A 21564-nucleotide genomic window follows, 5' to 3' on the forward strand; every position below is an offset into this window, starting at 1 on the left:
ACTTTTAAAACAAGAAATACCGCTGTGCCATTGGTAACACAGCCGACGGCTCGCAAGTGAGAAGCTCACCATCCGCCCGCACTTCATAGGTTTCTGGGTTAATCGACATCTCGGGGCAATAGCTATTAAACCGCATATCTTTTTTGCGAATGTTACGAATACCCTGCACAGGGCGAATCACTTTTTGCAAACCAAGTTTGTGTTGGATGTTATTATCAAAGGCGATTTTGGATACAAAGGTGATACTGGTTTGGTGGGTGGCTTTGCCAAGGCTTGCGAACATTGGACGATAATGCACCGGCTGCGGGGTTGGGATGGAGGCATTGATATCACCCATCGGATAAGCGGCGATGCTACCACCTTTTAAAATCGTGACAGGTTTCACCCCAAAGAATTTGGGCGACCATAGCACCAAATCCGCCCATTTACCGACTTCTACCGAACCGACTTCCTCGGCAATACCGTGGGTAATGGCAGGATTAATGGTATATTTGGCGATATAGCGTTTAATGCGAAAATTGTCATTTTCTGTCACTGTATCTTCGGTCACTGTATCTTCTGTCACTGGGTCGATGTCATGAAGCTCACTGTTAGACGCATTTTGGCTCACTGTGTCGGGTGCTAAAAATCCGCGTTGGCGTTTCATTTTATCCGCCGTTTGCCAAGTGCGGATAATCACCTCGCCCACCCGTCCCATCGCTTGCGAATCGCTACTCATCATCGAGATTGCCCCCAAATCGTGCAAAATATCTTCAGCGGCGATGGTTTCTTGGCGGATACGGCTCTCAGCAAAGGCAATATCTTCGGCAATCGCAGGGCTCAAATGGTGACACACCATCAGCATGTCGAGATGCTCATCAATGGTGTTGATAGTAAACGGACGTGTGGGGTTGGTCGAAGACGGCAACACATGCGGCTCGCCAATCGCCCGCAAAATATCAGGGGCGTGCCCGCCGCCTGCGCCTTCAGTGTGAAAGGTGTGAATACAGCGGTCTTTAAAGGCATTTAGCGTGCTTTCTAGATAGCCACTTTCGTTGAGCGTATCGGTGTGAATCGCCACTTGCACATCATACTCTTCGGCAACGCTCAAGCAGTTATCAATCGCTTGCGGCGTGGTGCCCCAGTCTTCATGCAGTTTTAGCCCGACCACGCCCGCTTCGATTTGCTCGATAATCGGCTGCGGCAAGCTAACATTGCCTTTGCCCAGTAGCCCAATGTTCATGGGCATATCATCAAGGGCTTTGAGCATGGTTTCGATATGGTATTTGCCGTTGGTGCATGTGGTGGCAAGCGTGCCTTGGGCAGGCCCTGAACCACCGCCAATCATGGTGGTTACCCCAGACATTAAGGCAACCTCCGCTTGCTGTGGCGCGATAAAGTGAATATGGGTGTCAATCCCGCCCGCGGTCAAAATTTTGCCTTCACCTGCAATAATCTCGGTGCTTGCGCCAATGGCGATGGTGACATTGGATTGAACATCGGGGTTGCCCGCCTTGCCAATCGCCCAAATTCGGCTGTCTTTTATTGCCACATCGGCTTTATAAATCCCGGTATAATCCAAAATAAGCGCGTTGGTAATCACGGTATCAGCCACCTCAGCAAATGGGCGCTGCCCTTGCCCCATGCCATCACGAATCACTTTGCCACCACCAAATTTGACCTCTTCACCATAGCTGGTAAAGTCTTTTTCCACTTCGAGCCACAGCTCGGTATCAGCAAGACGCAGTTTATCGCCCACGGTTAAGCCAAAATGCTCGGCATACATTTGGCGGGGTACGGATTTTTGTGATTTTGGTAAACTTGCGGTATCCACAGATGCGGTGGCTTGCCCCATCACCCGCCCAGCAAACCCAAAAATCGCCTTATTGCCACCAAACTCGACCAGTTCGACTGATCGCGCTTGCCCTGGCTCAAAACGCACTGCTGTACCCGATAAGATATTTAAGCGAAACCCAAGCGCCTTGTCACGGTCAAACGCCAGTGCGTCATTGGCTTCGGCAAAATGGTAGTGAGAGCCGATTTGAATCGGTCTGTCGCCGGTATTTTTGACCAAAATAGTTTGGACGGCGCGCCCTTCATTTAGGATAATGGCTTGGTCTTTTAGCTTATATTCGCCAACTTTCATGGTTTACCTCTTATACTGTTTAAATTACACAATCGGTTGGTGAATGGTCACCAGTTTGGTACCATCTGGAAAGGTGGCTTCCACTTGCACATCGTCAATCATCTCGGCGATACCATCCATCACATCCTCAACCCTAAGCCACGTGGTGCCTTCGCCCATCAACTGTGCCACTGTTTTGCCCTCTCTTGCGCCTTCGAGCACCAACATACTGATATAGGCTATTGCTTCTGGATAGTTAAGTTTTAAGCCACGTTGTTTGCGGCGCTCGGCAACCAGTCCTGCGGTAAAAATGAGTAATTTATCTTTTTCGGCGGGGGTTAAATGCATGGGTTACTCCAATTATTTTTTCAGTGTTAAAAATTAGACCTTCACTGCCATTAGGTTGCCCAAATTCGGGGCAAATGGCTGGCTTGTTGCCACATTAAAGTGCGAATTTCACCGCGGACTGCACCAAAACTGTCAAAACATTGGCGGACATCATCCCCCAAATAGCGAATAATCATCACCTCCCCTGTTTGGGTGCAAGAGACAGGCAAGCTATGGTGGTCGATAAATAAACGTAATTGTTTGACCCAGTCAATCAGCTGTTTTTGCGCATCAACACTTGGCACAACCCATAAGCTGGCAAAGACGGTATGGTTATTTAGACCCACGGGTGAGCCAAACCAATCGTGTTCGGCACAGTGATGTAAGGTATCAGCAAGCAGCAATTTGGGCTGCTCATCCACGCGCCAAAATAGGTTTGATAACCGCATCTCGCCTGTACTGTAGCGCTCGCCATGATGCTCTCGCCCTAACAGGTTAATTTCCCAAGCGATAACACTGGCAGCTGGGCTGATAAAAAACTGATTGGTGGCATGGGCAAAACTTGCGTTATAAAAACAGTTTTCTTGCGGTAGCCATTCAAAACGGCTGTCGTCTTGCAGATAAACTGTGAAATTTTGCGCGGCATAACTATTTAAATCTTCTTGGGTTGTTTGAGATTTTTCGAGTTTTTTGGTTGGCGGACTGTCATCGGTTTGCTTGTTAGCGGTGTAACTCGGTAAATTACCGTACCATTTATTTGCCCCTGGCGTGGTAATCACGGCGTGGGCGTGATGTTTTACGCCAATGTCAATATCGAGTTTATCGCCTAAGGCGATGCCTGCGGGTGGATACAGCATGATGACATGACAAATACCTTGCTGTTCACCGCTTTCAGGATACAAGGCTTTTTGTACCCGCAAGGCGCCTTGGTGGTGGCGTTGTACCAAATTGGTGCGAGCATGCTCACCTGCATGTTGGGTGTCAAAAGCTAAGGTAAGGACTGAGTGCCAAGCCATATCTATCTAACTATATGAAAAATATATAGTTAGATAGAATGCAAGGGCTGTGCCACATTGGGGCAGTGAGCATTGATACCAACATGGTGAAGCCCAAATCAGGAATGTTTACACGGTTTGGGCTGTTATTAGACTTGAGTATCGACTTCTGTCAGTTGCCGATGCCGCTGCATGGGCAATTTGATAGAGTTTAGGAGGGTGGCTAAAAGGATTAATACCATCCCTGAGTACTGCATGCCATTGAGCGATTGGTGCAGTAATACGATCGACAATACAATCGCGGTAAACGGTTCAAACACGGTGAATACCGAGGCTTTGGTTGCAGGGAGTTTGTGCAGGGCTGACATATACAAGAAAAACGGAATCACGGTACCCACTAGGCTTAGCCCCATCACCCACAACCAAGTAATGGCAGGCATGGTAAACGCTTTGGCATAAGTTTGATAGGTCATCGGTAGCAATAATAAAGCCATGGCACTAATCACCACTGAGCTAAAAAACACCAAGGTCGGTGGATAGTGTTTGTGTAAGGCTTTTTTTCCTAAAATGCCATACAGTGAATAGCACACCCCAGACAATAGACCAAACACAATCCCCCAACTCAATGTAAAGTTCTCACTCAGCGTTGTCAGTGCCACGCCTAATACCGCGATGCAAGCTAAGGTAAATGATTTTTTTGTTATCGGTTCTTTTAATAAAAAAAATGCCAGTACCAAACTAAAAATCGGCGCCGTATATAGTAGCGATACCGCAATGCCCGCCCCCACAAAATTGACCGCGATAAAATAGCAAACCGTCATGCCTAGCACGCCAATCAACGATTGCAAGCTCAACTGTAATATCTCGCCGACTGATAACTGCCTAATAGATGTCCACAACGATGGCAATAACATCAGTAGCATCATAGCAGCCGTCACCACTCTTAAAATGGCAATTTGCACACTATCAAAACCCAGTTGATGTAGATAGGTAGTAAAGATACCCAGCGTGCCCCAACAGATAGCCGCCACAATGACTTGCAAGCCACCCATCGTCGCATGATTGCGCGTGTTAGGGGATTGGTTGGTAGCGAAAGCGGGTTTACGAGTCACTGGCAATTCCTAAAAAATGGGGGATAAAAAAAGTGATTCTAGCAAACAAGGTTGGCTAAAACCACTTTGGGAAAAAACTTAAATAAACTTGATGGGGTTATTGATAACCGTGGTTAATCGATTATTTTTCTAACGTTTTTCTAAAATAGACACACTATCGGATTTTTTATACATCACCGTTGCTGCCAGCGCAATTACGCTTGCTATCACCAATAACCAAGCTGGCGCGATTTGACTGCCTGTTTTACTCATTAACCAAGTTGCCATCAAGGGGGTTGTGCCACCAAGTAGGGCATTGGCTGAGTTAAAGGTGAAAGCAAAACCTGAATAACGCACCTCGACTGGGAAAATCTCACTTAAAAATGCCGGTAGTGTACCGTCATTGACGGATAATAACAGCGAGAACACCAGTTGAATCAACACAATGGTTAAAAACCCACCCAGGCTTAGCATATGAAACAACGGCACTGTCAACGCGATAAACAACACAGATGCGATGATCAGCATGGTTTTGCGACCGTATTTATCGCCAATATGTCCCCAAAAAATATCCCCAAACGGACGGACAATAAAGGATAGCGCAAAAATTGCATAAGTTGACATCAATGCGACGGTTGCATCGGTTTTAGCAAAAAATACGCTAGCGATGACCGTGGCAAAATAGCCATACGATGCGTAATCAAACCACTCGACAAAGTTACCAATAAAACTGGCTTTGGCGGCTTTTTTTAGTAACACAGGATCTTTAACATATGGCTCGGTAGCTGGTTGTTGCATTGCTACGGCAGTGGGTGAAAGTGCAAAAGTTGTCATTTAGTTTCCCCTTGGTTGGTAGTAAGTCATGCTAAAGTAAGCTAACTGATAATGTTATGCGCGGAACCATAGGCGAAGCCTGTGATATTGTCAGCGCCTGTTTCAGTTAAAACCAAAATATCATGTTCACGATAACCGCCTGCCCCTGCCATACTCCTCACTGCTCGTCGTGAGCAATACTGTAATTATTGGGTTTGGTATAATATGTCAGCCAAAAACGTAGCGAGGCGATTGAGACATTCCAATCGGGGCAAGTGCCTGTATTTTTGATTAGCCTAAAAGCAGGCGGCGTGAGACTAAACCTGACCGCCGCCGACACGGTGATTCATTATAACCCTTGGTGGAACCCTGCCGCCAAACTTGCTCAATCTATTGTAAGCACCGACCATGAAGGCAATATCAAGCTGAGTGAAGATGAGTGGCTAGGGTTGTTTGACAAGTTTTTAGGATATGTGTTGATGGGTATGATTCATAGAAATCGTTTCAATTTAACGTTTTCTTAACATTTTCTATGAATCATACATATTACCGCTCATCTTGTACCATATCAGGTGGTTGCTTTTATTATTTAAAAACCTATTCATCCCACTGCCAATGAATAGCTAACTGGTCTAACACTGTTTTGGCTTTTGGTTGATGTAATGCATCGCCCTCTAGGTTGACTAGCACAATAAACCCATAAGTAGGGTCGTCTTTGCTGCTGACAGTAGCCTTGATATGATGTTGTAGTAGTAATTCACTGACAGCCATCACGGTCGCTTGACGTTTTAGTGCAGGTTTAAATACTTTACCCACGGCGGTTAAAGGTAATGCATCAATTACGTAGATGGCTTTAGGAATCGCCGCTTTTTCGCCAATGTTTTGTTGGCAAAATTGCATGAGTTTATCAGTATCTAAGCTAACACCCGGCTTAGGGGCAACGAATAAAACAGGTAACTCGCCTGTATAGCTATCAGGCTTACCAATGGCAGCACAGCCGGCTACGCCTTCGTATTGATAAACGACTTCTTCTATCATTTTTGGGTCAATGTTATGTCCACCTCGAATGATTAATTCCTTTTTTCTGCCCGTCAAGAAAAAGTAGCCGTCTGCATCTTGATAGCCCAAATCGCCGGAATTAAACCAAGTTTGATTGTCCGTGTCAGTGACCCAAATCCCTTGATTTTGCTGCGCCAAATAATAGCCGACAAACACATTATCGCCGCGAATACAAATATTACCCACCTCACCTGTGTTGGCAACTCGCACAAACTTGCCATTATCATCAAGCATCATCACTTGCATAGGCTGATACGGGAAGCGTAGCCCTATTGAACCAATTTTCTTCTCCCCAAATCTTGGGTTGGCTGAACTACCACAATTGCCTTCCGTCATACCGTACGCTTCAATGATTTGTACCCCTGTTTGCTTTTCAAATTGTTTAAATACTTCTATCGGCATCGGGGCTGCGCCACACAAACAGTGCTTTAGACTCGCAATATCATGGTCGCCAACTGATAGATTTAATAATCCAGCAAAAAGCGTGGGCACACCACTAAAAAAGTTCACGCGATAATGCGCAATAATCGCCCAAAAATTTGCCATAACCCCATCGCCGCGATACCCCTCTGGCGAAATCAGCAGAATTTCACCACCCATCGATAACGGTAATAATCCTGTAACCATGACGGCATTGACGTGAAATAGGGGTAGTCCGCACAGCACGACATTGCCCTGATTTAGCATGTCATCACCAAACAATGCCCGTGCCTGTAAGACATTGGCGACTTCATTTTTATGATTACGCATAGCGATTTTGGGCATGCCAGTTGTACCACCGGTTCCAAAGAATGAAGATAGATCCTCAGGCACAATGGTACGGGGGTTAATTAATCTATCTTTGGGCTGGTTTGCAATCCCCGTGTAAAAGTCATGATAGGTTACCCTCTCTGGTAATTGCTGTACAAATTCTTTACTTGCATCTGGCAGGGTTATATTAAGTTGATGGGCGAAATGATGAGCCATCGTCACCCCAATCATATGCTGCAAACTTGGGGTAAGCTTTGCAACCGCTACCGCCTTGTCCCAAAGCTGCGGCTTATTATCTTGATTGGGTAATGGCGCAAGCGTGATGAGTAGCGTGGCTTTGACTTCATTTAATAAGCCGGCAATCACAGAAGGTTCAAGCAATGGGTTAATCGGAAAAATAATACTCGTTGCCTCACCGCCCCAGATACAAAAATGGGTTTCGGGTAAATTTGGCAACAATATCGCAATGACCGTATCTTTATCCGCGCCCAACGAATAAAGCATATTGGCGGTTTGACGTATATATGCCAATAGCTCCCGATAGCTATAGCTTGTGCTGTGTTGATACTGCGTAGCATTTAACACAAAGGTAAGGGCTTTTTTATCGCCAAACTGAGCTTCGCTCTCACATAGCATCTGATAGGTGCTGCTAGGCAGGTTTAAAGGAAAATTTTGCTCATATTGCTCTAGGTCATCCTGATTTTTTATTTGCTGGTTCATCGTGTCAAAGTCCTTTTTACTATTAAATTAATTATCGCAATACGCCAACATTGCCTCTAGAAATAATACGGTATGTCAGTCAAAAGTTCTGGTATTGTTTCGTACATATTTGCTACAGTTAGCTGATGTGATGGACAAACTCAGTTAACTCATGAAACTACGGGAAAAAGGATGTTCCGATGATTGTACTTTGGCTTGCTATTGTTATTATCTTTATCATTGTTGCCACCGCAAAATTAAAATGGCACCCGTTTTTGGTGTTGATTCTTTCAGCATTTTTAGTCGCACTGTTTTATCAAGTTCCTATTGCCACTGTGCCTAAGACCATTGCCGAGGGCTTTGGGAATATTTTAGGTTATATTGGCTTGGTCATCGTATTTGGCACAATTATTGGACTTATTTTAGAAAAGACGGGTGCTGCAATCGTGATGGCAGAAACCGTAATTAAGCTACTTGGCGAACGGTTCCCGACATTAACCATGTCAATTGTCGGCGCTGTGGTGTCGATTCCTGTATTTTGCGACTCGGGATTTGTGATTTTAAATTCACTAAAAGAATCATTGGCGAACCGTTTAAAAGTTTCTAACGTCGCTATGAGTGTTGCGTTGGCAACGGGTCTTTATTCCACGCATACTTTTGTACCTCCAACCCCCGGCCCTATTGCTGCCGCAGGTAATCTTGGTCTGGAAACCAATCTTGGCTTAGTCATCGGTATGGGTCTATTGGTGTCGGTAGTGGCGGTAACCGCAGGTTGGTTATGGTCCCAGCGTTTTTTAACGGCCATTCCTGAAGCAGACAATCCATTCATGTCAACTGACAAAGCCGCAGTGATGCAAGCGCGTCAGCAATATGGTCAGCTGCCATCAGCCACGATGGCATTTTTACCGATTATTGTACCCATTATATTGATATGTCTGGCGTCTATCGTAGCATTTCCTTCTAAACCATTGGGCAGTGGATTATTGGCTCAACTATTAGGCTTTGTTGGTCATCCACTTTCCGCTTTACTTATCGGTCTGTTTTTATCGTTTTTACTCATTAAAGGCAATAATAAAAGTCAATTAATTAGCGATAGCATCGCTGAGGGCTTAACGGTAGCGGCGCCAATTCTGCTGATTACCGGGGCTGGGGGCGCCTTTGGTGCCATGTTAAAAGCCACATCGGTAGGCACTTATTTGGGTGAAACGCTAAGTAGTTTAGGTCTAGGGATTTTGATGCCTTTTATCGTTTCAGCGGCACTCAAAACCGCTCAAGGGTCAACCACGGTGGCATTGGTAACCACATCCGCTTTAGTCGCACCGATGTTAGGGCAAATTGGGATGGACAGTGATATGGGCCGAGTGCTTTGTGTCATGGCAATTGGGGCAGGCGCGATGACCGTATCACATGCCAACGATAGCTATTTTTGGGTTGTCAGTCAATTTAGTCGTATGAGTGTACCACAAGCCTATAAAGCACATACTGTCGCTACAGGTATCCAAGGTGTCGTCAGTATGGTGTTTATCTGGTTATTATCGATTATTCTGCTTTAAGTCATACCCTATCATAAAATAACTTTAGGAAAAGCACCGTGAAAATTGTTATTGCCCCAGATTCATTTAAAGAAAGTCTCACTGCCAGTGAAGTATGTGGTGCCATTGAAACAGGATTTGCCACTGTTTTTAAAGAAGCTGACATCATTAAAATACCGATGGCAGATGGTGGTGAAGGCACGGCTGCTGCGCTTAAAGAAACGCTGTCTGGCGAATGGCAAAGTATCATTGCACATGACCCTTTGATGCGCCCGATTGAGGCAAGCTATGTGCTACTGCCCAATCAAACCGCCATTATTGAGATGGCAAGCTGTGCTGGCTTGCACCTACTGACACAGTCAGAGCGAGACCCAAGTATCGCTACCACTTATGGCGTGGGTGAAATGCTACTTGATGCGATTGATAAAGGCGCAAAACATATTATCCTAGGTATCGGTGGCAGTGCCACCAATGATGCAGGTACAGGTATGCTAAAGGCCTTGGGCTATCGTTTCTTGGATTCACAGCATCATGAGCTTGTGCAAGGTGGTAAAGCTTTAGCGGCATTGGCGTTTATTGATAGCAGTGGGGTTAGCGATAAAATCGCCGATATTAGTATTACCGTCGCCTGTGATGTGACCAATCCATTATGTGGCAAACTCGGTGCTAGCCATGTGTATGCCCCGCAAAAAGGGGCGACGCTAGACGATATCGTTATTTTAGATAATGCCCTTAGCCATTTTGCCAATATTGCCAGCCGTCAAAATTTCTCCGATAATCGTAATGAAGCAGGCGCAGGTGCCGCAGGCGGTTTAGGTTTTGCGTTAATGACGTTTTTATCGGCAACACTGACAGGCGGGTTTCAGTTGGTAAGTGAATTTAGTAATCTTGAGCAAATGATTCAGCAAGCAGATTTGGTCATCACCGGTGAAGGGAAGATGGATTTTCAAACATCCATGGGCAAAGTGGCATCAGGCGTGCTATCAATTGCCAAAGCAGTTAATGTGCCCGTTATCGCCATTTGTGGCGTAGTCGATGACCCCCACAGCCATTGGAAAGACGATGGTTTTACAATAGCGATTCCCAGTATTCAAACTTTAAGCTCGCTTGATGAGGCACTTGCTTTAGCAAAACAGAATGTTGAAAAAACTGCCTATAATATCGCGATGGCGATGCAATTGGGTCAACAATTAAACCGTTAGTATTTAGCCACATAGTGATAAACCCCGACTTTTGCAATTGGTCACTTAACGCATCAAAGGCGATATCAATGCTTTTTTCAGGTAGTTCTTGCAGGTCTGACAGTTCTCTAAGCGCGTCAAGCGCAGGTTTTGGTACTTTGCTTTTCTTATCAAGCACCTCAATGCAAGCATTCAAGTCTGGTAAGGCTAAAAACTCATTTACTAGCTTCCCTGCCCCAGCATCGCCAATGCCATCCCATAGCGTTAAAAAACGAATCCAAGCGAGTTCATCTAGATAATTAACCGTCACTCGTAGCATACTGATTAAGTCTTTAACATGCGCCGCTTCAAGCAATTTGGTACCGCCAATAAACACATAGGGAATATTTGCAGCAATGAGTGCGCTTTCCACTTGTCGACCTGAAAACGCTGAGCGCAGCAAAATCATATGGTGGTGCCACGGAGCCCCTTTATCATAACGTTTTTTTAAGTCACTGACGATAAATCGCGCTTCATCAAACTCATTGCCAAAGCTATGGAGTACAGGCTTAATCCCTTGTCCACGGTGAGCGGTTAAACGTTTTTTATAATCTAATTCACTTCTATCCATTAACCAATTGGACAGATCCAGAATCTCTTGAGTTGATCGATAATTTAAATCTAGGGTTAACACTTCAGCATCCGGTACGCGTTGTTTAAAGCTATGGATATTTTGAAAGTCAGCACCGCGAAAACCATAAATGGATTGGGCGTCATCACCGACACAAAATAATTGACTGCGTCCGATAAAAGGTTGCAATAGTAACCACTGCAACGGGTTGGTATCTTGCATTTCATCAACCAGTAGATATTTGGTCGTTTGGGTTACTTTTTCTAATAACCATTCATCAGCATTTAAGTATTTAGCGACATATTCTAGGATATCGTCATAATCAAGATAGTGACGTTCTTGCTTTTGTTTTTGATAGCCTGCCATGATAAGTTTTATCTCATCCATCACTGGCTGATAGTCAGGTAGCTGCTTATACAGTGCATCTTCAAATTTGGTTTGGGTATTGCGGGCATAGGAGTATAAGTCAGCCAGTTCTTTAGCCTTTGGTAGCTTCTCACCGACGGGTTGCTGACGATTGTTTTGAAAGGTAATGGTTTTACCCGTTGACGTGATTTGGCTATTACGTTTGTCTTCGAGTTTACCACGAAGTAGCTTGAACATCATAACTTGGTCATCACGGTCGATGACGTTAAAGCCTTGTAAGCCAAACACTTTTGAATAGCGACGTAGAATAGTTAAACAAAAGGTATGGAAGGTGGACGCGCGCAGTCCTTCTGCTTGCAATCCTAAATGACTTTCGACACGGGTGACAATCTCACTGGCAGCACGACGGGTAAAGGTGACGATTTGGATTTCATTGGCAGGCACACCTTTATCAATTAGATAGGCAGCGCGAGCCACAATGGTCTTAGTTTTACCACTGCCTGCCCCTGCCAACACCAAAGTATTTTGAGCGTTGGTGGTGGCAGCTTTGCGCTGGGCAGGATTAAGTTCGTCAAGCAAGTTATTGATGGTCATAGTAAAGGAATTTGGCTAATAAGCATTGGTTTAGGCTAGCAAACTATATAGAGGTTGTCTAATTATATTCTTGAGGTGTTAGATTGATAAATCACTTTTATAGGCGTATTCGTATTGGATTTTTTTCTATTCGATAAATATGTGCGACTTAGATTTACTTAAAAAAATATTGAATTTCATTAAACATTCAAATTCACGGTCGGGGTCAGTTTAAAAACTTGTAAAAAATGCGTGGTCACAAAATGGTCACGTTTTGGTCACGGTCTAAAAATTTGCAAAAAATTGATTAGTTAAATTAACAAAGCATTTTTAGTAAAAAAGGGAGCACAAAGCTTGAAAGCCTTGATACAGGCGGATTTATAAACAATAAAAAAGCCTAACTATTAAGTTAGGCTTTCTTGAATTTGGAGCGGGAAACGAGATTCGAACTCGCGACCCCGACCTTGGCAAAGTTGCGGCACGAAAAATCCATTTAATTACCTTAAATAATATTAACCTACAATCCCTGTATCTACAATGCTTATAGGGATTTTTCTATAATCTTAATTAAAGTCATTTAACGTTAATTTCATTGGATAAACTCTGATAATTGTCACGCAAAATGAGCCATTTTTTGTCATGACTATCTTACCATTTTTTGGTCATCATTAGGTTGTGTCCCTAATTCAAAAAGCCAATAAAAAGTGTCAAAATATAGCTAAAGTTCAGGACTTAGCATAGGTAGGAATGGCAAGAATCGCATTAACTGATGAATTATGGGAACAGCTACAGCATACCATGAAACAGCATGGATGTTACATCACGAAGAACACTCGAACAGTGATGGAAGCCATATTATGGAAGTTAAGAACAGGGGCACCGTGGCGAGACATTCCCGAAGAATTAATCTCATGGAAAACCGCTTACAATCGTTTTAACCGATGGTCAGAAAACGGATTATGGCAGAATTTTTTTTTAGCTTACGAAAAGAAATTGATACAGAATGGTTATTCATCGACGGAAGCTACATACGGTGTCATCAACATGCAAGTGGAGCTAGGCTTGGTTTCGATAGAGCAATTGGACAAAGCCACGGTGGACGAACTACAAAAATCCATTTATGTTGTGATGCCAATGGATATCCGCTCGATTTTAAAGTCACTGGGGGTGAAGTCCACGACAGTCAAGTTGCACCAGAGTTGATTGAACTCGTTGGTAGTGCTGAATATTTAATTGCTGACAAAGGCTATGATTCAGATACGATACGAGATAAAGCTCGTCAGCACAAAATGAAGCCTGTTATACCAAAGCGTAAGAATGCTAAACAGCCAAATCCTGACTTTGACAGCTATTTATATAAACTTAGGCATTTAGTTGAAAATATGTTCGCAAGGTTAAAGCAGTTTCGCAGTATTGCCACAAGATACGAGAAGTTAGCTCGTAATTTCGAGTCGATGATTTACCTTGCTTGTACCATAATTCATGCTAAAGTGAATTGAGGACACACCCTAATCATTGTTAAATAATTTCTAGCTAGCTATTTTATTTTGGCTTCATCAATATTTTAAATAATTTGAAAAATTAGTTTAATTTATTTTATCAATAGTTAATTCCCTAATTCACCGTGATTACTTTGTCTCTGCCCCAATACGGTTACTTATCTTTAGCGATAGGGTGGAAATTATTAGCCCTGGCCACCTGCCAAATAATTTGACCATTGAAAATATTAAGATGGGGAATTCAAATATTAGAAACCCAATTTTGGCATCTTTTGCCAGTAAGTTATTGCCTTATCGAGGATTAGGTAGTGGCATTTTGCGAGCTTATAAGGCTTATCCAGATATTGAGCTTATCAATGATAGGCAAAATAATTTATTTAAAGCGATAATTAAAAGAAAAATAATTCAAGTTTCATAGTAGTTCTAACATAGTTTCTTTTTAGTTCTAAAATAATGCTAAAGTATTTGTTTTAGGTTGTATTTTAACCTCATGTGTAGAAGTTGAAAAAAAAAGCTGTTTTAAGCACCGGCTTGATTTCGAACCTGATTTATGGATAAAAGCAGAATCACTAGTAAAGCTTTCTAACACATCGTCTATATGTCTTATTCTAGCGACCTAAAATTTGCCAAAGCGTATAATGGCAGATTAACTAGCCAATCTTGTTTACGATAATCTGACATTGAGGTTCTGAAGACTTTATCGGGTTTAAACTTATCATAATACGACCGCAAACTTTTAGCCTTAAGGTTTTCTTCTGCTTTCACCTCTATTGGTATGATTTGACTACTATGTTGTACTACAAAATCTACTTCTGCTACCGCACGTTCAAGGCCCCAATAAAAGATAGGCTCTAAACCGCTCACTAATAACTGCTGCAATACATACTGTTCCGTCAATGCCCCTTTAAATTCAGTAAATAGCCGATTACCCGCTAATAAAACACTGACATCCAGCCCTGTTTTAGCAGTCAATAATCCCACATCCACAAAATATAGTTTAAACACATTATCTTGATAGCCACCTAATGGCAGATTCGGTTTGGTAATTCTAAAGATTTGATGGACCAATCCACTCGCTACTAACCATTGAATAGCGGATTCGAAGTCCTTTAATCTTGCCCCAGACTGTGCTTGAGTGGCGACAAACTTTTTGTTTTCCTTAGCAAGCTGTTCAGGTAAGCTTTGCCATACGGCTCGCACTTTAGAGATGATGCTATTATCCTGAATATGCTTGGAAAAATCATACTCATAAGCGAGTAGTAAATTATTTTGCACATATCTTACTGCCTCAAAATTTTGGTCGTCAACAAAGGTTTTTACCGCTTCAGGCATACCACCAACAAAATAATACTGTCGTAAACGCTCAATATATTTGCTCTTCACAGCGGTGATTAATCCCCAATCTTGGCTTTGTAGCAGTTTTACCAATTTATCATCACCCATCGCCCATAAAAACTCAATGAAATCCATCGGATAAAGGGCTAAGAACTCCACTTTTCCCACAGGAAAGGACAAACCTTGATGAATTGCGATCCCCAGCAATGACCCTGCCGACAGAATTGACAGCTGAGGCATATTCTCATAAAAATATTTGAGCGATGATAAGGCTTTCGGTACTTCTTGAATTTCATCAAAAATGAGTAACGTATTTTCTGGCTCAATGTCAACACCTGACTCAATCTGTAAGCCTAGCAACAAACGATGGACATCAAAGTCACCTTCAAAAAGGACTTTCATACGTTCGTTATTATCAAAATTGATATAAGCAACTTTAGCAAAATGTTGCTCGCCAAAATGCTTCATTAGCCAAGTTTTTCCGACTTGTCTAGCACCTTGAATCACCAGAGGTTTGCGAGTGGATTTTTCATACCAAGTTTTTAATTTTGCTAAAATATGACGCTGCATAAGGAACTCTAATTCTTAAATTTACTTTTTACAAATGTATTATATGTTTATTCTCACATTTTACAAATGAAAAATGTTATTTTTAATATAATCTAAAGAAATTCGACGTACATATAGCCATTGAGTGTATTATCAACATGAAAGCTTTGTTAAGCTTGAAAGTGTTTCTTTGAAGTTAATTTAACCGGTGGCAAGTATTCTTAGTGGCATGATAGCTAATAAAGGTTAAATGTCGAATCCTTTCTACCATTACTTTAATTAAAAATGCTTGCCTATTTATTTACATCTAAAAATATTCAGTCTTATGTCAAAATCTATCACCACCCTCGCCAATTTACTGCATAAATTTAATAGCCAGACTATCAGTCGTAGCCTTGAATATGTCAGCAGAATCGACCTTGAAAGCCTTCAGCGCAGCGAAACCGCCCAAACCACGCAACTGCAAGCGGACATTAAAGGCACCAAAAAATACCACACCCAAATTGCCTATCACAAAGCCAGTCAGCGTATCACCCAAAGTGATTGTACCTGCCCTGTCGGCAGTTTTTGTAAGCATGGGGCAGCTTTGGCACGGCTTTTTCGAGACCAAGAAGACGAAAAAAACGACCCAATGAAGAAGTTTTTGGTTCAGAATCAAGAATTTATGCAAGAGTTAATGCAGAAGATTGCTCAGTTTGATAATCCAATAGAGTATCAAGATATCACCGATACATTAGCCAAACGTTTAAATGCATCGCCTATTACTAATTTTAACATCCTAAATGTTCATAATAGCAAACAACATGACGAAGCCAAACTTTGGCTTAAAAATTTAAACCAAAATTTAAAAGAATTGGCTAAAACCCAAAAAAACCCCAGCGCCACTAGCGAGCCCTCACCCTTTGTCTATCTAATCGAACATAAATTTGGTCAATTACAGCTTGAGCTTATCAAAGTTCGCCGTATCAAATCAGGCGAAATCCGTGAGGCTAAAACCTATACACAGTACAGTAATCTTTATTACAGCTACTCAATTCCTATTACGACAAAAGCCTTATTTACTCAAATTTATAACCATGTCAAAGACCAAGACCGAGCGGCTTTTGCCCAGCATAATATGATAGCGAACGACCTCCCGCTAAACTTATTACAGCAGCTTATCAACGATAAAATTTTGTATGATAAAGCCCACTGGGATAAGGATTGGCGAGAAGCGCAATTTCACCCTATCACTTGGACGGATGATGTTTTAACCCTAGAAATCCAGTGGCAACAAAATAGACAACAACAGGGTGAAAAACTTGAGTTTGGCTTATTGGACAGCGAACAACATCGTTATGGTTTTGGGCAAACCGAAAATTTTGATGTGCTATTTACCCAACCTTTGACCTTTATAAACCGAGTAAAAAGCCAAATCGGCTTGGTCAATAGCGATACCATTGGCGATATGCCCAATGACGTCTTGTACCGATTGCTGACCATGCCTGTGATTCCCAAAGCCATGGCAAATGACGTAGCAGAGGTTTTATCCAGTCATCAAATGACGCAAAAACTGCCCAAACCTAAAAACCTGCAACCGATTGAAAAAATCTATGGGACGCCACAGCCAATCATTCGCTTTGGTCATATTGATACGCACCAATTGCCCTACAATATGCGACGAGACTACTGGCAACAGCAATGGATAGACAAACAATATGTCAAAGCCGAGCTTAGCTTTGCCTATGAAACCGGTGAAATCCCTGCCCGAATGGACGCTGAAATCCCATTTTTTACTACCCAAAAAAATGGTAAACGTTATCAGCAATACCGAGATATTAAAGCGGAAAACAAAGCCATACGGGGGTTAAAAAAACAATGTAACACCTTTGAATGGCTCAAAATCGGCTCAAGTGTCAGCCGACATCAAGCCACCATTGAGCACAATCAAGCCTTAAGTACCTTATTACCCATCGATAAATTCCATGAAATCGGCTGGCAGGTCGAGCATTTAGCCGATAGCCCAATTAACGCTGACCTTTCCCAAAACCTAGAATTGCTTGTTGAGCCTTTGACAGGCGAAAACGGCGATGATGGCAATCATTGGTTTGAAGTCGGAGCGACCGTGAGCGATAGCGAAGGGCATCGATATGATTTACTGAATATCGTGGCGTATTTGCTTGAGCAATATCCTTATCTGATGCACCCAGATATCGAGCAACTGTTTGACAAAGACCATCTATTTGCCATCAATGTCGGACAAGCTCGTCCTGCATTGGCAGTGGCTTTTAAAGACATTTTGCCAATTTTGCAAAATTTAACCCATCTGTTATCACAAAATGAGCGAAAAATTGATAGGTATGACGCTCAGCAGTTAGTTGACCTTGAACATACCCTGGGCATGGCATGGCAAATGCCAGAAAAACTTAAAACTTTTAGCGAAAAACTTAAAGCAGGCTATCAGTCAAATTTACCTACGCCTCAAGGCTTTCACGGTGAACTTAGACCCTATCAACAGCAAGGTTTGGCTTGGCTGCAGTTTTTGGCAGATACCGAACATGGCGGCGTGCTTGCCGATGACATGGGGCTGGGCAAAACCGCCCAAACGCTGGCTCATATCCTGATGGAAAAACAAGCAGGGCAGTTGACCGAGCGACCTGTACTCATCGTTGCGCCTACGTCGCTGATGCACAACTGGCAAAAAGAAACCGAAAAATTCACCCCAGAGTTGTCGGTTTTGCTACTGCATGGGGCAAATCGTCATGATGATTTTGACAAAATCAAACAGCATGACATCGTCCTCACTACCTATCCGCTCGTGGTGCGAGATGAAGAGCTGTTAAAAACTCACCAATTCCACCAAATCATTCTTGATGAAGCGCAAAACATCAAGAATCCCCACAGCAAATCGGCGCAAGTGCTACGCTCGCTCACCGCCAAACATCGTCTGTGTTTGACAGGCACGCCGATGGAAAATCATCTAGGCGAACTGTGGTCACTGTTTTATTTTCTGATGCCAGGGTTTTTGGGCAGTCAAGACGTGTTTAACAAACACTACCGCCATCCGATTGAGAAAAAAGCTGATCAACACAAACGCCAAAAACTGGTTAACCGCATCAAACCTTTTATGCTGCGCCGTTTAAAAACCGACGTTGCCAAAGAACTACCGCCCAAAACAACCATCGAAGTCAATATTGACATGAATGACGAGCAGTCCAAACTGTATGAAGCAGTGCGAGCCACCATGCAAGACAGTATCAAACAAATCATCGCCCAGCAAGGTTTTAAACGCAGTCAAATTCAGATTCTAGATGCCTTGCTCAAACTGCGTCAAGTGTGTTGTCATCCCAGTTTACTGAATTTGGACAGTTTGCCAAAAGGCAAAAATACGGTCAAATCCAAAGCCATGCGCTCTGCCAAACTCGATTATCTGATAGAAACCGTCACCGATATGGTGGCTGAGGGACGGAAAGTTCTGATATTTTCTCAATTTACCAGTATGCTTGCCCTAATTGAGCAGCGACTGCAGAGTGAAAACATCGGCTTTAGCAAACTTACAGGAAAAACCAAAAAACGTAGTGAGGCGGTTGAGGCATTCCAATCGGGGCAAGTGCCTGTGTTTTTGATTAGCCTAAAAGCGGGCGGCGTGGGACTAAACTTGACCACCGCTGACACGGTGATTCATTATGACCCTTGGTGGAACCCTGCCGCCGAAGACCAAGCCTCTGATAGGGCATGGCGGATTGGGCAAGACAAACCTGTGTTTGTGTATAAACTCATCACCAACCAAAGCATTGAAGAGAAAATCTTAGATATGCAAAAAAATAAAGCCGAACTAGCTCAGTCTATTTTAAGCACCGACCACGAAGGCGACGTCAAACTGAGCGAAGAAGAATTGTTAGGGTTGTTTGAGAAGTTTGTATGATAAATATTATGTAACCTATATCTTTCATAAACGAGTGAATATTCTTATAATAAGTAATATATTAAATCCTGTATTATAATGAACACAACTTAAACTTTCATAGATAGCACCATGCCAAATGAACCGTCCTGATTTTATCGGAGATAGGTTTGCTTGAGTCAGGCAGCATAGCCTGACGGAATTAATGAACAATAGTAGATATTTTCCGCATCAACAGGCGATACATATCCATTGGTAGAATGCAATCGTTCATGGTTATACCAGTGTACCCAATCAAGGGTTGCTAGCGCAACATCATTTACGCCATCCCATTCCTGTTTCAAATAATCAATCACCTCCGCTTTATACAGCCCATTCACGCTTTCAGCTAGAGCATTATCTGAGCGAGGAATAGCAAAGCACTGCTTTGCCCGAGTGCAAGACGTAGGGCTATGCCCGAAGTGGAGTCACCAGTTGTACCAACCGATGCAGCAAGCCCCGATTGTTTAAGCCGTTCACCGTACTTAATCGATAGATACTGACTACCTTTATCAGAATGATGAATTACCCCGCTTGGTCTACCTCTAGCGTCTAAGGCTTGATTTAGGGCATCTAAGACCAGCTGAGTGTCCATATGATTCGATACTTTCCAACCCACAATAACTCGCTTAAATACGTCAATCACAAAGGCAGTATAGACCCAACCTGATTTAGTTTTAATGTAGGTAAAATCAGCGACCTGAGGAGCACTGCTCCGCAAGAGTCTTTTCTTGTTTGGTCTATCTGCAGTAAAGTTGCGTTTGACCAAATCAGCAGGCTTGTCTTGGTCATCACGCTGTCTGGTGTTGATTTTGCCTTTACCCCGCCATACGCCTTGAATACCTAGCTGTTTCATAAGGCGTTCAACGGTACAGCGACCAAGCTTTGGCACGCCATCTTGCTTAAGCTTATGCCAGACTTTACGAATGCCATAGCGACAGCCACTGGCTTGCCAAATCTGTTTGATTTGTGCCATGAGGTGCTTGTCGCTTTGTTTGCGTCGGCTTTGCTTCTCTGGGTTTTCCTGTTCATCTTTGACGCGATAGTAGCTAGATGGGGCAATTGGCAGTATTCTACAAATCGAAAGGGCCCCATATTTTTCTTTTTCATCGTCGATGAATTTGACCATCACTTGTGTGGGCCGCCGAGCTCCGCCTGGGCTTCAATACCGGCTGCCTTGCGAATGATTTCGTTCGCTTGTTTGAGTTCTCGGTTTTCTCGCTCAAGTTCAGCGATACGAGCCGCTTGGCTCTCAGTGCTTATAGTCACAGGATTTTGCTTAGCTAGGTGCTTTTGATGCCATGAGCGTAGGGTTTCAGGGGTACACCCGAATTTGGGGGCGATGGCTTGGATGGCCGCCCATAATGAGGGATAATCTTTTTGTGATTCAATCAGTAATTCGACGGCTCGTGTCTTAACTTCTGTTGGGTATTGTTTGCTTTTCATAAGGGTATTGTCTCAGAGTTTTAGGTCTCCGACAATCCCGGGACGGTTCAGGTAAAGCAAGGCGCAGCTTGAATCAATATCACAAGGACGCGGTAGATTTTGATGATGAAGTCGTTAATCTTTGGCATATTCGAAGCTTTATGAACAATGCACTTTCAACGCAAAAATTACAGCCTAATGCCAAGCAAGCAATAAAATCGGATGCTGTAGATACGCCTCTTCCAACAACATTACAAGATCCGCCATCATCTTCGATTTTTGGTCAATACAAACGTCTGGTCATTGAGAAAATGCTAAGTGATATCGAATCGGGTATGGATTTATCGAGTGCCTGTCAACTTAATATTGACTTTGACGACGCGATGCTAATTTATCAAAATGCCCTAAAACTGATTACCAATGAAGATGGCTCACCAAATTATAAATTTGTCAGTCAAAAACGTCAGCAAATATCATCCCATCCGATCATTACGCCAACGCCATTGCACTATCACCAAGAGGTTGCCCTAGCAAACCTTTGCTTTGATAATATTGAAAAATTGTAAGGTACTCCCCAATGTCTAGACCAAATTATTATAAAATTAAGATAGAATTGGGTTGATAAAGCACAGGATTATCCGAACTATTGTTTAAATAAACCTGTGCAGGGGTATGGTACTCAAGCGACTGATGCAACCGCTCATAATTGTAAAACTCAAAATAGTCTTTCAAAC

13 protein-coding genes, 4 pseudogenes and 1 other annotated feature are annotated in these 21564 nt (G+C 43.0%); of the genes and pseudogenes, 7 read left to right on the forward strand and 10 right to left on the reverse strand.

Annotated features, from left to right (window positions below; all coding sequences use genetic code 11):
• Positions 1–4 precede the first annotated feature (4 nt).
• The 5 genes from ureC to RTN07_RS05550 form a co-directional block, all read right to left on the reverse strand.
• Positions 5–2125 carry an urease subunit alpha gene (gene ureC / locus RTN07_RS05530; protein ID WP_312176427.1) on the reverse strand — a complete coding sequence of 707 codons (2121 nt, stop codon included), beginning with the start codon at positions 2123–2125 and terminating at the stop codon, positions 5–7.
• A 24-nt stretch (positions 2126–2149) separates the two neighbouring features.
• Positions 2150–2452, reverse strand: a complete 303-nt coding sequence (gene ureA / locus RTN07_RS05535; protein WP_060995978.1) for an urease subunit gamma — start codon at positions 2450–2452, stop codon at positions 2150–2152.
• Positions 2453–2502: 50 nt separating this feature from the next.
• A complete protein-coding gene (locus tag RTN07_RS05540; RefSeq protein ID WP_312176430.1) occupies positions 2503–3447 on the reverse strand; it encodes an urease accessory protein UreD in 945 nt (314 codons plus the stop codon).
• A gap of 128 nt (positions 3448–3575) precedes the next feature.
• Positions 3576–4538 (reverse strand): DMT family transporter, encoded by a 963-nt coding sequence (locus tag RTN07_RS05545; protein WP_227522658.1) that lies wholly within the window; start codon positions 4536–4538, stop codon positions 3576–3578.
• A gap of 129 nt (positions 4539–4667) precedes the next feature.
• Positions 4668–5315 carry an MFS transporter gene (locus tag RTN07_RS05550; protein ID WP_312176455.1) on the reverse strand — a complete coding sequence of 216 codons (648 nt, stop codon included), beginning with the start codon at positions 5313–5315 and terminating at the stop codon, positions 4668–4670.
• Between the two features lie 245 nt (positions 5316–5560).
• Here RTN07_RS05550 and RTN07_RS05555 point away from each other — a divergent pair.
• Positions 5561–5794: pseudogene (locus RTN07_RS05555) on the forward strand (helicase-related protein); the annotation flags it as partial.
• 133 nt (positions 5795–5927) lie between these two features.
• Here the strand turns inward: RTN07_RS05555 and RTN07_RS05560 are convergent.
• Positions 5928–7859 carry an acyl-CoA synthetase gene (locus tag RTN07_RS05560; protein WP_312176434.1) on the reverse strand — a complete coding sequence of 644 codons (1932 nt, stop codon included), beginning with the start codon at positions 7857–7859 and terminating at the stop codon, positions 5928–5930.
• Positions 7860–8038: 179 nt separating this feature from the next.
• Here RTN07_RS05560 and RTN07_RS05565 point away from each other — a divergent pair, with 179 nt between their 5' ends.
• Together RTN07_RS05565 and RTN07_RS05570 are read left to right on the forward strand one after the other, a co-directional pair.
• Positions 8039–9391 (forward strand): GntP family permease, encoded by a 1353-nt coding sequence (locus tag RTN07_RS05565; protein WP_138018328.1) that lies wholly within the window; start codon positions 8039–8041, stop codon positions 9389–9391.
• A gap of 38 nt (positions 9392–9429) precedes the next feature.
• Positions 9430–10572: a glycerate kinase gene (locus RTN07_RS05570; RefSeq protein ID WP_309596683.1), complete on the forward strand. Its 1143-nt coding sequence runs from the start codon at positions 9430–9432 to the stop codon at positions 10570–10572.
• A 25-nt stretch (positions 10573–10597) separates the two neighbouring features.
• Here the strand turns inward: RTN07_RS05570 and RTN07_RS05575 are convergent.
• A pseudogene (locus RTN07_RS05575) lies at positions 10598–12121 on the reverse strand (ATP-dependent helicase); the annotation flags it as partial.
• Between the two features lie 726 nt (positions 12122–12847).
• Between RTN07_RS05575 and RTN07_RS05580 the strand changes: the two are divergent.
• A protein-coding gene (locus RTN07_RS05580) for an IS5 family transposase (RefSeq protein ID WP_099808702.1) occupies positions 12848–13599 on the forward strand; the annotation gives its coding sequence in 2 pieces (ribosomal slippage) (positions 12848–13049 and positions 13049–13599; 753 coding nt in all).
• A gap of 148 nt (positions 13600–13747) precedes the next feature.
• Positions 13748–14017, forward strand: a complete 270-nt coding sequence (locus RTN07_RS05585; protein WP_260856478.1) for an ATP-binding protein — start codon at positions 13748–13750, stop codon at positions 14015–14017.
• Positions 14018–14202: 185 nt separating this feature from the next.
• On the opposite strand, the gene RTN07_RS05590 is transcribed toward RTN07_RS05585, so the two are convergent.
• Entirely contained in the window at positions 14203–15504 is a 1302-nt protein-coding gene (locus RTN07_RS05590) for an ATP-binding protein (RefSeq protein WP_007115007.1), read from the reverse strand.
• A gap of 304 nt (positions 15505–15808) precedes the next feature.
• Here RTN07_RS05590 and RTN07_RS05595 point away from each other — a divergent pair, with 304 nt between their 5' ends.
• Positions 15809–19387 (forward strand): DEAD/DEAH box helicase, encoded by a 3579-nt coding sequence (locus RTN07_RS05595; protein ID WP_409455543.1) that lies wholly within the window; start codon positions 15809–15811, stop codon positions 19385–19387.
• A 158-nt stretch (positions 19388–19545) separates the two neighbouring features.
• On the opposite strand, the pseudogene RTN07_RS05600 reads toward RTN07_RS05595, so the two are convergent.
• Positions 19546–20851: pseudogene (locus tag RTN07_RS05600) on the reverse strand (IS3 family transposase).
• Positions 20460–20576, reverse strand: a sequence feature (AL1L pseudoknot). Its footprint overlaps the pseudogene before it by 117 nt.
• Positions 20852–20919: 68 nt before the next feature.
• Here RTN07_RS05600 and RTN07_RS05605 point away from each other — a divergent pair.
• Positions 20920–21396 (forward strand): hypothetical protein, encoded by a 477-nt coding sequence (locus RTN07_RS05605; protein ID WP_076774694.1) that lies wholly within the window; start codon positions 20920–20922, stop codon positions 21394–21396.
• A 28-nt stretch (positions 21397–21424) separates the two neighbouring features.
• Here RTN07_RS05605 and RTN07_RS05610 read toward each other — a convergent pair.
• Positions 21425–21564 (reverse strand): annotated as a pseudogene (locus RTN07_RS05610) (IS3 family transposase); the annotation flags it as partial.

It is taken from the genome of Moraxella sp. CTOTU46934 (genome assembly GCF_031979465.1).
Taxonomy (GTDB): Bacteria; Pseudomonadota; Gammaproteobacteria; order Pseudomonadales; family Moraxellaceae; genus Faucicola; species Faucicola tetraodonis.